Below are 12,469 nucleotides of genomic sequence, written 5' to 3'. Positions count from 1 at the left end.
GTGCCAGCCATGCCGACCGGGCCTGCCACGCTGAACCTGCCGACCGTGCCGACCGTGCCGAGCGAGCCGACGGGTCCGGCCGCGCCGAGCCTGCCGACCACCCGGCCCGCGCCACCGAAGCAGACCGCCCCGCAGCACAGGAACCCCGGGCCGCCGACAAACCTGCCGACAAGCCAGTCGAAAAGCCAGCCGAAAAGCCAGCCGACAACTCCACCGCCGAGCCAGCCGGCAGCCCACCCATCGCCAAACCCACCCCCGACACCGCCCTCGACACCCTCTGGGACGACTTCAAGCGCACCGGCGACCCGGGCCTGCGCGAGCGCCTCATCCTCCACTACTCCCCGCTGGTGAAGTACGTCGCCGGCCGCGTTCGCGTCGGCCTGCCCGGGGCGCTGGACTCCGCCGACTTCGTCTCCTCCGGCATCTTCGGGCTCATCGATGCGATCGAGCGTTTCGAGCCGCATCGGCACGTCAAGTTCGAGACCTACGCCATCGCGCGGATCCGCGGCGCCATCATCGACGAGTTGCGGGCGCTCGACTGGATTCCGCGGTCGTTGCGGCAGAAGGCGCGGGAGATCGAGCAGGCCTCCGTGCGTTTGGAGCAGGAGTTCGGGCGGACGCCGAGTGAGGCCGAGATCGCGCGGGAGCTGGGGATCGGGCTGGGGGAGTTGCGGCAGATCTTCAGCAAGCTGTCTTTGGTGAACGTCGCGGCGCTCGACGAGTTGCTGGCGCTGCCGACGCAGTCCGGGGACCGGATTCCGCTGATGGAGACGCTCGAGGACGGCGACGCGCCCGACCCGGTCGCGCTGTTCGAGGTGCAGGAGACGCGGGCTTTGCTGGCACGGGCGGTGAACTCGTTGCCGGACCGGGACAAGACGGTTGTCACGCTCTACTACTTCGAGGGGATGACGCTCGCGCAGATCGGCGAGGTGCTCGGGGTCAGTGAGAGTCGGGTGTGCCAGATTCACACCAAGGCGGTGCTGACGCTGCGGGGCAAGTTGTCGGCCAAGGAGTAGAGCCGGAAAGTAGAGCTGAGTAGAGCCGGCATCGGAGCGGGAGCAGGACCTTCGTCGGACCGTGCTCAACGCCGGGTTGTGTACATGTGTATGGACGCGGCACCTTAGTTCGCATGCCCAGGATCCGTGCCGCCACTGTCGTCGAGCACCGGGAGATGCAACGCCGCGCCCTGTTGGAGGCGGCGCGCGATCTGGTGGCGGAGGGCGGGGTCGCCGCGTTGACGTTCCCGGCGCTGGCCAAGGCGACCGGCTTGGCGCGCTCGAGTGTGTACGAGTACTTCAAATCGCGGGCCGATGTGATCGAGGCGCTGGTCGCGCACGAGTTCCCGGCCTGGATCGGCGAGGTGCGGGCGGCGATGGCGGCCGAGACGACGGCCGAACGGCAGCTCGCCGCCTACGTGCGGCGCCAGCTGGGCCTGGTCTCCGAGCCGGGGCACCGCGCGCTGCTGGCGCTGTCGGGCCAGGAACTCGACGGCGACGCCCGCGACCGCATCCGGGCCGCCCACGGCTGGCTGCTCGACCTGGGCATCGGCGTACTGCGGGCGCTGGGCCACCCCGAGCCGCGCCTGGCCGCGTCGCTGATCCAGGGCACGGTCGACGCCGCCGCCAAGCGCATCAGCCTCGGGGCCGACCCCGGCGAGGTCACCGAGACCGCTGTGTCGATGGTCCTGTTCGGCGGGCTGGGCTCGGCACGGCGGCACACCCAGGCGATGAACGCCCAGGCGGGCCAGACGCGACCGCAACCCGGGGGGTCCACGCGGCGCCGCGCGACATCGGCGACCTGATACCGCGGGCGAGGAAGCAAAGGGCGGGGAGAGCGGGGAGCGGCGGGCATAGAGCGGGGAGCGGCGGGCATAGAGCGGGGAGCGGAGGGCGGAGGGCAGAAAGCTCAGGGCTCGCATCCCAATGCTCTGACTATCGCGCAAATCCCCCGAAAGCACCCAAACAGCGTGACACCACCCCCGTCCCTGACCATCCTGTCCGCATGCGCCTCCGCAGAACCCTGGCGCTCGCCGCCGTCGCCACCGCGCTCTCCGTCGCGCTGCCGGCGCTCGCGTATTCCGGTCCGCGGCTGCTCTCCGCAGCATCCGCTCCGGTCGCCAAAGCCTCGGGGCCGCCCGCTGCTTCCGCCGGCGTCGGCGCCAGTGCCAACCCCGCCCGCACCTGGACCTGGCCGCTCACCCCGCCTCCCGGCGCCCGCCGTCCCGTCATCGTCCATCCCTTCCAGCCGCCGGCCAAGCGCTGGCAGGCGGGTCATCGTGGCGTCGACCTCCTCGGCGGTCCCGGGCAGGAGGTGCTGGCGGCGGGGGAGGGCACCGTCAGCTACGCCGGGACGCTCTTCGGTCGTCCCGTCGTCGCCATCGACCACACCGCGCCGGGGCGGGACACGTTGCGGACCACCTACGAGCCGGTCGATCCCGCGGTGAGGGTCGGGGACAAGGTGCGGGCCGGTCAGCTCATCGGCCATCTCGTCGACTCGCCCGCCGGTCACTGTGCACCGCGGACGTGTCTGCACTGGGGTCTGGTGCGGGGGTTCGGGCACGCTGAGCGCTACCTCGATCCCGTCAGGTTGCTGGAGCGTGGGCCGGTGCGGTTGTTGCCGGTGTGGGGGGTGAGGTAGGCGCAGACTCACAAGGCGCAATTCGGGTGAGCGCTCCTCTATCGCCCCGCCTAGCGTCGATCGCGGGCCGAGAACGCCGGTCCGGGATTCCGATCCGCTAGTGAGCGAGAAGTGAGGCTGAGCCGATGAGCCTGGGCAAGAAGCTGGGGAAGTTGGACGCCGAGGTCGATGAGGTGCTGATGCATCCGACCTCGCCCGCTTTCCCGAACGCCGACCGGCTGGAGATCACCTATCCCGGCGACGACGCGGTGTGGGTGCCCGCCGAGGAGATCGATGTGACCTGGGATCTGCGCGGCGACGTGCGGCAGCCGTTGGATGTGGCGCTGGTGCGGCAGACCGGGGACCAGTCGGGGCCGAACTTCGGGCAGCTGGCGTTCTTCACGTTGGCCAGTGGTGTGGACCCGGCCAAGAAGAAGGTCACCATAGAGGTGCCGGATGTGCCGCCCGGGGGCGACTACGCCATCAGCATCTCCAGCGCGGATCCGCTGACCGTCTACAGTCACGCGCTCACCATCGCCGAGCCCTCTTAGCGGACTGCCCCTAACGGACTGCCCTTAGCGGACCCTCTTTAGGGGAAATAGCACGCACCGTGTCCGCTCGGCTCCGGGTCGCGTGGGAAAACTCCTCCCCGCGGCCCGGTAGACTGCTCCCAGCAGCTGGAGTCCCCTCTGGCTGACTTCGCGTGTCCGGCAGCCGTCCAACCGCAAGGCGAGACGGCCCCGAGGCGCCTCGGTCCGCCCTCCCCGCGCAAGCCCGGCGAGCGGTACAGCGCCGCGGGTCTGCTCGGCGACAGGTCATCGCACTTGCCGCCGTGAATGCCGGTCACCAGGGACAACCGAGACCGACCAAGGAGGACACGGCATGGCCGTCGTCACGATGCGTCAGCTCCTCGAGAGCGGCGTGCACTTCGGGCATCAGACCCGGCGCTGGAACCCGAAGATGAAGCGTTTCATCCTCACCGAGCGCAACAGCATCTACATCATCGACCTGCAGCAGTCGCTGTCGTACATCGACCGCGCCTACGAGTTCGTCAAGCAGACCGTCGCGCACGGCGGCACGGTGATGTTCATCGGCACCAAGAAGCAGGCCCAGGAAGCCATCGCCGAGCAGGCGACGCGCGTGGGCATGCCGTACGTGAACCACCGCTGGCTGGGCGGCATGCTGACCAACTTCAGCACCGTCTACAAGCGTATCCAGCGCCTGCGGGAGCTGGAGGAGATCGACTTCGAGGACGTCGCGTCCTCCGGCATGACCAAGAAGGAACTGCTGGTCATGCGCCGTGAGAAGGAGAAGCTCGAGCGCACGCTGGGCGGCATCCGGGACATGACCCGCGTCCCGTCCGCGGTGTGGATCGTGGACACCAAGAAGGAGCACATCGCCGTCGGCGAGGCTCGCAAGCTTCGCATCCCGGTCGTGGCGATCCTGGACACCAACTGCGACCCGGACGAGGTCGACTACAAGATCCCGGGCAACGACGACGCGATCCGCTCCGTCGCCCTGCTGACCCGCGTGGTCGCCGACGCCGTCGCCGACGGTCTGATGTCCCGCGCCGGCAACAAGGCCGCCGAGGGCGAGCAGGCCGGCACCGTGGCCGTCGACGAGCCGCTGGCCGACTGGGAGCGCGACCTGCTGGCCGTGGACGACGCCAAGGCCGCCGACGCCGCGACGGTGCCGCCGGTCGAGGCTCCGGTTGCTGCCGCCGAGGCCCCGGCTGCCGAGGCTGCCGCCGCTGAGGCTCCGGCTGCCGAGGCTCCGGCTGCCGAGGCCGCGACTGAGGCTCCGGCTGCCGAGGCCGCGACCGAGGCTCCGGCCGCCGCCGAGGCCCCGGCCGAGGAGACCCCGGCCGCCCCGGCCGAGGACGCCCAGGGCTGAACCGGTCCGACTGGTTTGATTTCCGCGGTGCGCCGGGCGGTGACCCCGCCCGGCGCACCGGAGAAGCCGATCCACGCCGATCCACTTAAGGACGACTAACAATGGCGAACTACACCGCCGCCGACGTCAAGAAGCTCCGCGAGCTGACGGCCGCCGGCATGATGGACTGCAAGAAGGCGCTGGAGGAGACCGACGGCGACCTCGACAAGGCTGTCGAGTTCCTGCGCGTCAAGGGCCTGAAGGGCGTCACCAAGCGCGAGGGCCGCTCGGCCTCCAACGGCCTGGTCGCCAGCGCCGTGGACGGCGTGGCCGGCACCCTGATCGAGCTGAACTGCGAGACCGACTTCGTCGCCAAGGGCGAGGCGTTCCAGACCGTCGCGGCCACCGTGCTCGCGCACGTCGTGAACGCCAAGCCGGCCGACGTCACCGCGCTGCTGGCCTCCGAGCTGGAGCCGGGCAAGACCGTGCAGGTCTACCTGGACGAGGCCAACGCCACGCTGGGTGAGAAGATCGAGCTGCGCCGCTTCGCGCAGTTCCACGACGGCTACGTCGCCTCCTACCTGCACAAGACCTCCCCGGACATCCCGGCCCAGATCGGCGTCCTGGTCGAGCTCGACAAGGAGAACGCCGAGGTCGCCAAGGACGTCGCGCAGCACATCGCCGCGTTCTCGCCGTCCTACCTGACCCGCGACGAGGTCCCGGCCGACGTCGTGGAGAACGAGCGCCGTCTGGCCGAGGAGACCTCCCGCGAGGAGGGCAAGCCGGAGGCCGCGCTGCCGAAGATCGTCGAGGGTCGCGTCAACGGCTTCTTCAAGGAGAACGTCGTCCTGGAGCAGGCCTTCGCCAAGGACCCGAAGAAGACCGTCGCCAAGGTTCTCGACGAGGCCGGCGTTTCGCTCAAGCGATTCGCGCGCTTCCGCGTCGGTAGCTGACGGAATCTGAAAAACTAAAGAGCACCGAATAGCTACGTCGAAGGAGCCGCTGCTGTGAAGGAAACCAATCAGGAAACCGACACGGCGGCGGTTCCTTCGCGTACCGAAAAGAACCGCAGGGTTCTGCTCAAGCTCTCCGGCGAGGTATTCGGCGGCGGGCAGATCGGCGTGGACCCGGAAGTCGTCAAGAGCATCGCCAAGGAGATCGCGGACGTCGTCTCCGAGGGCGGCGTCGAGGTCGCGGTCGTGGTCGGCGGCGGCAACTTCTTCCGCGGCGCGGAGCTGTCCCAGCACGGCATGGAGCGCTCCCGCGCGGACTACATGGGCATGCTGGGCACGGTCATGAACTGTCTGGCGCTGCAGGACTTCCTGGAGAAGGTCGGCATCCCCACCCGGGTGCAGAGCGCGATCACCATGAGCCAGGTCGCCGAGCCCTACATCCCGCGCCGTGCGATCCGGCATCTGGAGAAGGGCCGCGTCGTGATCTTCGGCGCGGGCGCCGGCATGCCGTACTTCTCCACCGACACCACCGCCGCGCAGCGCGCGCTGGAGATCCACGCCGAGTCCATCCTGATGGCCAAGCAGGGGACCGACGGCGTGTACGACTCCGATCCGAACAAGAACCCGGACGCAGTCAAGTACGACACGCTGTCCTACGACGAGTTCCTGGCGCGCAATCTGAAGATCGCGGACGCCACCTCGGTCTCCCTGTGCCGGGACAACGGCATGCCGATCGTGGTGTTCGGCCTGCAGCCGGGCAACATCGCGCGGGCGATCCGCGGGGAGAAGCTCGGGACCGTCATCGGACCGGCGCACTGAGCCCGACCCCGCACCGTTTCGGTACCGCCGGCCGCGAACGCACTAAGCTGCGCTTGAGCTTTGTCATGGACACAGCAGAGCGCGAAGACTTCTAGGGAGCCCCCAAGTGATCGATGAGACCCTCCTCGACGCAGAGGAGAAGATGGACAAGGCCGTCGAGGTCGCCAAGGACGATCTGTCGGGGGTCCGCACCGGCCGCGCCAACCCGGCGATGTTCAGCAAGCTGACCGCCGAGTACTACGGTGCCGCCACGCCGCTGAGCCAGATGGCGTCCTTCCAGGTGCAGGACGCGCGCATGGTGGTCATCTCGCCGTACGACAAGACGGCGCTGGGGGCCATCGAGCGCTCGATCCGGGACAGCGACCTGGGCGTGAACCCGACCAACGACGGTCAGATCATCCGCGTGGTGTTCCCGCAGCTCACCGAGGAGCGCCGCAAGGAGTACATCAAGGTGGCCCGCGCCAAGGGCGAGGACGCCAAGATCTCCATCCGCAACATCCGCCGGCACGCCAAGGAGACCCTGGACAAGCTGGCCAAGGACGGCGAGGCCGGCGAGGACGACGTGCGCCGCGCCGAGAAGCACCTGGACGAGCTGACGCAGAAGCACACCGCGCAGATCGACGAGATGCTCAAGCACAAGGAATCCGAGCTGCTGGAGGTCTGAGCCCTTCCAGGGCTCTCACCTGGCAGCCAGGCAGGCGCTCCGACGTACAGCACGGACCGGCGGCTATGATCGCTGCCGGTCCGTCGCGTTTTCTCACCGAGTTCACGCGGGGAGTGCGGAGGAGTTCACGAGGGGCGAGTAGGGGATGGTGCGGGCGCATGGCATCCACGCAGACCAGGCGCGGTGAGGCCCAGGCCCCCGGCGGCGGGCCGGGAGGCGGCGGCGCCGGGCGCTCCGGCGCCGGTGCGCGAGGCTCCGGCGGTCCTGGTGGCCCTGGTGGCCCTGGTGGTCCCGGCGGTCCCGGCGGCCCCGGTCCCGGCGCGGGCGGCCCCGGCGACGGTGGTCCCGGCGGTCCCGGCAGTCCCGGCCCCTCCGGCGCCGGAGCGCGTGGCGCGGGCGGCGGCACCCCCGGCAACGCCGGCGCCGCCCCGGGCAAGCCCTCCGGCCGGGCCGGGCGCAACCTGCCGGCCGCCATCGGCGTCGGCGTGGGCCTGGGCGCCGTCCTGCTCGGCACGCTGTTCCTGCGCGGCGCGTTCGCGGTGGTCGTCGCGATCGCGGTGGTGATAGGCGTCCGCGAGCTGGCGCAGGCGATGGCCACCCGGGACGTCCGGGTGCCCTGGCCGCCGATCGCCGTCGGCGGGCTGGGCATGATCGCCGGCTCCTGGTTCGGCGGCCCGACCGCGATGGTCGCGGTGCTGGCGATGACCGCGCTGGCGGTGCTGGTCTGGCGGATGGCCGAGGGCGCGGACGGCTTCCTGCGCGACGCCACCGCGGGCCTGTTCACCCTGGTCTACGTCCCGATGCTGGCCTCGTTCGCGGTGCTGATGCTGGCCCAGGACAACGGCTACAAGCGCGTGATCCTGTTCCTGACGCTCCCGATCGCCAACGACACCGGCGGGTACGCCACCGGCGTCTTCTTCGGCAAGCACAAGCTGGCGCCGAAGATCTCGCCCGGGAAGACCTGGGAGGGCCTGGCCGGCTCGCTGATCGTGACCGCCGCGGTGGGCGCCGTGGGCATCACGCAGATGCTGGACGGCAAGGTCTGGCAGGGCGTCCTGCTGGGCATCGCCGGGGTCGCCGCGGCCACGCTCGGCGACCTGATCGAGTCGGTGATCAAGCGGGACCTCGGGATCAAGGACATGGGGAACCTGCTCCCCGGCCACGGCGGCATCATGGACCGGCTGGACTCGATGCTGGCCACGGTGCCGGTGGCCTGGCTGTTACTGAGTTTGTTCCTGGGATGGAAGTAGAGCTCTGATACGGAGCTACATAGAGCGGCGTAGCGCGGCGGCCCTGTGCGATTCCCTTTAGGGATATCGCACAGGGCCGCCGGCTATTAGAGAAGATCTCTATTAAGCAGCGAGTACTGCTGAAGCCGCCTCGACCGCGAGAACCGCCTCAACAAAGCCGGCCGGATTGTCCAGCGTGATGTTGTGTCCGCAATCCGGCAGCGCTATGACGTGAACCCCCGCGGCGATCAGTCCGTCGGCGCCCTTCAGCGGGCCGTCGGCCTGCGGGTACAGGTAGGCCCGCGGGATGTCCAGGTTCTTCAGAATCGCGCGTCCCTCGAACTTCGCCAGGCTGGCCGCGCTGCGGTACAGCGCCACCGGGCCGGCCAGCCGCATCGTCGCGCGCCATCCCGGGTTCACGCGCTCCAGCGTCTCCGCATAGCCGCCTCCGTGCAGGAACACGGTCTCGCCGTAACGCGCGATCTGGGAGGAGCCGGGACGCGGGATCTCCGGGGCCGGATCGAGGTTCGAATCGATCAGGACCAGGCTCGCCACCACGTCCGGGTGCCTGAGGGCCAGCACGGTCGCTATCGAGCCGCCCATGCTGTGCGCGATGACCTGCGCGCCGGACACGCCGGCCGCCCGAAGCGCGGTCGCGATCCAGTCGGCGTGGTCCTCGACGGTGTAGTCGGCGTCGGCCGGCCGGTCGCTGATGCCGTGGCCGAGCAGGTCCAGCAGCAGGGAACGGCGGCCGCGCAAGCCGTCGCTGCTCGCGACCTCGGCGAAGCAGTGGCTGGAGCTGCCACCGAGGCCGTGGAGGTAGACGCGGGCCGGCTCGGCCCCGGGCAGTTCGGTCCAGCGGATCGCGGAGCCGTCGGCGCGGACTTCGGCAGCGTGCAGCGTCATGGGGATGCCCTCTCCTGTGAATACATCGGCTCCGAGATATATCGGTGTCGGGGCATGAAGATACATCGGCACCGAGGTATCCTCAACCCGTGTTGGAGTTCGCCATCCTCGGTTTCCTGTTCGAGTCCCGCTTGCACGGCTACGAGCTGCGCAAGCGCCTGGCCGCGCTCACCGGCCACATCCGGCCGATCGCCGACGGCACGCTCTACCCCGCGATCAAGCGCCTCCTGGAAGCCGGCCTGCTGACCAAGGAGCTGGAGTCCGGGGTCGCCGCGCCCCGGCACATGCTGGAGCTGACCGACGCCGGCCGGGCCAAGCTGCTGCGTCTGCTGGCCGCGCCCGGGGACGTCTTCATCACCGATGAGAACCACTGGTTCTGCCTGCTGGCGTTCCTGCGCCACCTCGACGACCCCGCGGCGCAGGCGGTGGTCCTGCGCCGCCGTCTGGAGTTCCTGAGCGCCCCGGCCAGCTTCTTCTACGAAGGCGACCACGCACTGAGCGCCGAGGACGTCGAGGACCCCTTCCGCCGGGGCATGCTGCGCATCGCACGTGCGACCAGCATCACCGAGCTGGAGTGGCTGAACGCGACGATCGGGGAGCTGGATGTCAAGAGCGGGCACGAGAACGTGGGAAACTTATAAAACTATGTCTGCAGAAGCTCCCGAAACGCCCGCCGTCGACGTCACGATCGCGCCGAAGCCGCCGCGCCCCGGCGAGCTGACGTTCACCTCCCCGCGCCGGGCCAAGCCGCCGCGCCACCTGGCCGACCTCACCTCGGCCGAGCGCAAGAAGGCGCTGGCCGACCTCGGCCACCAGGGCTTCCGGGCGGCGCAGATCTCCAAGCACTACTTCGGCCACCTCGCCGACGACCCGGCCGAGTGGACCGACGTCCCGGCCGCCAAGCGCGAGGAACTGGCCGGCATCCTCACCCCGAAGCTGCTGACCCCGATCCGTGAGCAGACGGCCGACAGCGGCACCACCCGCAAGACCCTGTGGCGCCTGTTCGACGGCGCGACCGTCGAGTCGGTGCTGATGCGCTACCGCGACCGCACCACGATGTGCGTGTCCTCGCAGGCCGGCTGCGGCATGAACTGCCCGTTCTGCGCCACCGGCCAGGCCGGCCTGACCCGGAACATGTCCACCGGCGAGATCGTCGAGCAGGTCGTGGCCGGCGCCCGGGCGATGGCCCGCGGCGAGGTCCCCGGCGGCCCGGGCCGGGTCTCCAACGTCGTGTTCATGGGCATGGGCGAGCCGCTGGCCAACTACAAGGCGGTGATCGGCGCCGTGCGGCGGCTGACCGAGCCGGTGCCCGACGGCCTGGGCCTGTCCGCGCGGCACATCACGGTCTCCACCGTCGGCCTGGTCCCGGCGATCGAGAAGCTGACCGCCGAGGCGATCCCGGTGACGCTGGCCGTCTCCCTGCACGCCCCGGACGACGAGCTGCGCGACACCCTGGTCCCGGTGAACACCCGCTGGAACGTCTCGGAGGTGCTCGACGCGGCCTGGCGCTACGCCTCGGTCACCAAGCGCCGGGTCTCCATCGAGTACGCGCTCATCAAGGACATCAACGACCAGGCCTGGCGCGCCGACCGCCTGGGCCGCATGCTCCGCAACAAGCTGGTGCACGTGAACCTGATCCCGCTGAACCCGACCCCGGGCTCGAAGTGGACCGCCTCGCGGCCGCAGGACGAGGCCGAGTTCGTCCGCCGGCTGACCGAGTGGGGCGTGCCGGTGACGGTGCGCGACACCCGGGGCCGGGACATCGACGGGGCTTGCGGCCAGCTCGCGGCAGCGGTGAAGTAGGGGGCCGTACACCGCGCCAACGCCGGGAGGGCCCATGCCGCCGATCGGATTCCATCACGTCGAGATCTGGGTGGAGGACCTGCGGGCGGTCGAGGCCTCCTGGGCCTGGCTGCTCGGCGAGCTCGGCTGGGAGCTCTACCAGAACTGGTCCGAGGGGCGCAGCTGGCGGATCGGCGACTCGTACCTGGTCATCGAGCAGTCCTCTGCGGTCCGGCCGGGGCTGCCGTACGACCGGATGCGGCCCGGCCTGAACCACCTCGCCGTGCACGCGCCCGACGAGACGACCGTGGACCGGATCCAGGCCGCGGGCCCGGCGCACGGCTGGCAGCAGCTGTTCGCCGACGTGTACCCGCACGCCGGGGGACCGGAGCACTACGCGGCCTACCTGACCGACGCGGCGGGATTCGAGATCGAGGTGGTGGCGCCGGAGGCGGCCCGGTCGGCGGCTCCTGGCTCATCGCGTTGATCCTCCCTCAGCGGCTTGATACCGCTCGCACCGGATCTGAGCTGCGTCAATGCCCTGAATGAAGATTTCCTAAAGAAGATCTTGTCAAAGTCATTGCGCTCCCGGGATAAGGATGCTTCGATTCTCGTTAGGAAAGTTTACTGACGAAAGATGGAGGCCCCCACCCCATGCCATCGATCCGCATGCGCGTAGCTCTGGGATCCGTCGGAGCTCTCGCACTCGCCACCCAGTTCGCCGTCGCGAACGCCCACGCCGCGGTGCCCCATGCCGCCGCGGCCCAGCACGCCGTGACGGCGGACGCGGCCGCCGCGCCGGCGACCACGTACACGGCCGCCCAAGTGCTGGCCGACATCAAGAAGAACTCGACGACCTCGACCAAGGTCAACGCCAAGCCCCACATCAACACCATGACGCGGGCGATGAACGTCAACGTGTACCAGCCGACGGCGGGCGTCTTCACGTACACCTCGAGCATGGCCATCGACGACGACGGCAGCGACCCGGATCCGGATCCCGACCACCAGGGCGACACGACCTTCCAGGACAGCGCCGGCAAGCAGTTGGCCGCGCACCATGTGCCGTACTTCGTCCTCGGCGACGACTGTTGGGACAAGAAGACCCCGTGCCCGCACTTCTTCTACAAGGAGCACGGCATATCGGGCCGGCAGTTCGCGCTGGTCTTCTACAAGAGCAAGGTCATCGGTGCCATCTTCGGCGACACCCAGACCGGCAACGACCAGACCACCTCGTCCAACGACTCCCGTGAGCTCGGCGAGGCGTCCGTGAAGGCGGCCTCGCTGCTCGGCATCCCGAGCAGCGGCACCACCGGCGGCGTGGACAACGGCGTGACCGTCGTGATCCTGTCCGGCAAGAGCTGGGTCGTGAACGGCACCAACGCCCAGCTGAACAACAACGCCCAGGCCCTGGTCCAGAAGGCCCTGAACCAGCTCGGCGCGGCGATGGCCGGCTGACAGCCGGTCCCGGACAACCCCCACTGTCCGAGCACGTCCCGGCGCCGGGGGGGGGGGGGGCCCCCCCCCCCCCCCGCCCCCCCCCCCCCGGGGCGCGGGGGGAAACCCCCGCGCCCCCCCGGAAGCGGCCCCCCACCCCCCAGACCTACACCCAGGACCCCCCGGCCCGC

13 protein-coding genes and 1 pseudogene are annotated in these 12,469 nt (G+C 69.9%); 13 read left to right on the top strand and 1 reads right to left on the bottom strand.

Features of this window, described 5'->3' with window-relative positions; genetic code table 11:
• Positions 1 to 239 precede the first annotated feature (239 nt).
• The 9 genes and pseudogenes from whiG to ABH926_RS34500 all read left to right on the top strand — a co-directional run bounded on the left by whiG (position 240) and on the right by ABH926_RS34500 (position 8,174).
• Positions 240 to 1,016 (top strand): RNA polymerase sigma factor WhiG, encoded by a 777-nt coding sequence (gene whiG / locus ABH926_RS34540; RefSeq protein ID WP_370370320.1) that lies wholly within the window; start codon positions 240 to 242, stop codon positions 1,014 to 1,016.
• Between the two features lie 113 nt (positions 1,017 to 1,129).
• Positions 1,130 to 1,702 (top strand): annotated as a pseudogene (locus tag ABH926_RS34535) (TetR/AcrR family transcriptional regulator); the annotation flags it as partial.
• A gap of 299 nt (positions 1,703 to 2,001) precedes the next feature.
• Positions 2,002 to 2,637 (top strand): M23 family metallopeptidase, encoded by a 636-nt coding sequence (locus tag ABH926_RS34530; protein WP_370370166.1) that lies wholly within the window; start codon positions 2,002 to 2,004, stop codon positions 2,635 to 2,637.
• Between the two features lie 125 nt (positions 2,638 to 2,762).
• Positions 2,763 to 3,167, top strand: a complete 405-nt coding sequence (locus tag ABH926_RS34525) for a GPI anchored serine-threonine rich family protein (protein ID WP_370370165.1) — start codon at positions 2,763 to 2,765, stop codon at positions 3,165 to 3,167.
• Between the two features lie 331 nt (positions 3,168 to 3,498).
• Positions 3,499 to 4,509: a 30S ribosomal protein S2 gene (rpsB, locus tag ABH926_RS34520; protein ID WP_370370164.1), complete on the top strand. Its 1,011-nt coding sequence runs from the start codon at positions 3,499 to 3,501 to the stop codon at positions 4,507 to 4,509.
• A 101-nt stretch (positions 4,510 to 4,610) separates the two neighbouring features.
• A complete protein-coding gene (gene tsf / locus ABH926_RS34515; RefSeq protein ID WP_370370163.1) occupies positions 4,611 to 5,441 on the top strand; it encodes a translation elongation factor Ts in 831 nt (276 codons plus the stop codon).
• A gap of 54 nt (positions 5,442 to 5,495) precedes the next feature.
• Entirely contained in the window at positions 5,496 to 6,260 is a 765-nt protein-coding gene (pyrH, locus tag ABH926_RS34510) for a UMP kinase (RefSeq protein WP_370370162.1), read from the top strand.
• A gap of 142 nt (positions 6,261 to 6,402) precedes the next feature.
• Positions 6,403 to 6,924, top strand: coding sequence for a ribosome recycling factor (gene frr / locus ABH926_RS34505; RefSeq protein WP_370370319.1), 522 nt, complete (start codon positions 6,403 to 6,405; stop codon positions 6,922 to 6,924).
• A 158-nt stretch (positions 6,925 to 7,082) separates the two neighbouring features.
• On the top strand, positions 7,083 to 8,174 hold the full coding sequence (locus ABH926_RS34500; RefSeq protein WP_370370161.1) for a phosphatidate cytidylyltransferase: 1,092 nt from the start codon (positions 7,083 to 7,085) through the stop codon (positions 8,172 to 8,174).
• A 102-nt stretch (positions 8,175 to 8,276) separates the two neighbouring features.
• Here ABH926_RS34500 and ABH926_RS34495 read toward each other — a convergent pair whose 3' ends face one another.
• Positions 8,277 to 9,059, bottom strand: coding sequence for an alpha/beta fold hydrolase (locus ABH926_RS34495; protein ID WP_370370160.1), 783 nt, complete (start codon positions 9,057 to 9,059; stop codon positions 8,277 to 8,279).
• An 89-nt stretch (positions 9,060 to 9,148) separates the two neighbouring features.
• Between ABH926_RS34495 and ABH926_RS34490 the strand changes: the two genes are divergently transcribed.
• The 4 genes from ABH926_RS34490 (at position 9,149) to ABH926_RS34475 (ending at position 12,299) form a co-directional block, all read left to right on the top strand.
• Positions 9,149 to 9,700, top strand: coding sequence for a PadR family transcriptional regulator (locus tag ABH926_RS34490; RefSeq protein WP_370370159.1), 552 nt, complete (start codon positions 9,149 to 9,151; stop codon positions 9,698 to 9,700).
• Between the two features lie 4 nt (positions 9,701 to 9,704).
• The gene (gene rlmN, locus ABH926_RS34485) at positions 9,705 to 10,862 is read left to right on the top strand and encodes a 23S rRNA (adenine(2503)-C(2))-methyltransferase RlmN (protein WP_370370158.1); all 1,158 of its coding nucleotides are present in this window, start codon (positions 9,705 to 9,707) and stop codon (positions 10,860 to 10,862) included.
• Between the two features lie 34 nt (positions 10,863 to 10,896).
• A complete protein-coding gene (locus tag ABH926_RS34480) occupies positions 10,897 to 11,328 on the top strand; it encodes a VOC family protein (RefSeq protein ID WP_370370157.1) in 432 nt (143 codons plus the stop codon).
• Between the two features lie 167 nt (positions 11,329 to 11,495).
• Positions 11,496 to 12,299, top strand: coding sequence for a glycoside hydrolase family 75 protein (locus ABH926_RS34475; protein ID WP_370370156.1), 804 nt, complete (start codon positions 11,496 to 11,498; stop codon positions 12,297 to 12,299).
• Positions 12,300 to 12,469 lie beyond the last annotated feature (170 nt).

Origin of the sequence: Catenulispora sp. GP43 (genome assembly GCF_041260665.1) — a bacterium.
Classification (GTDB): Bacteria; Actinomycetota; Actinomycetes; order Streptomycetales; family Catenulisporaceae; genus Catenulispora.
Note: the sequence above shows the minus strand (reverse complement) of the source record. Positions and strands in the feature narration are given on the sequence as shown.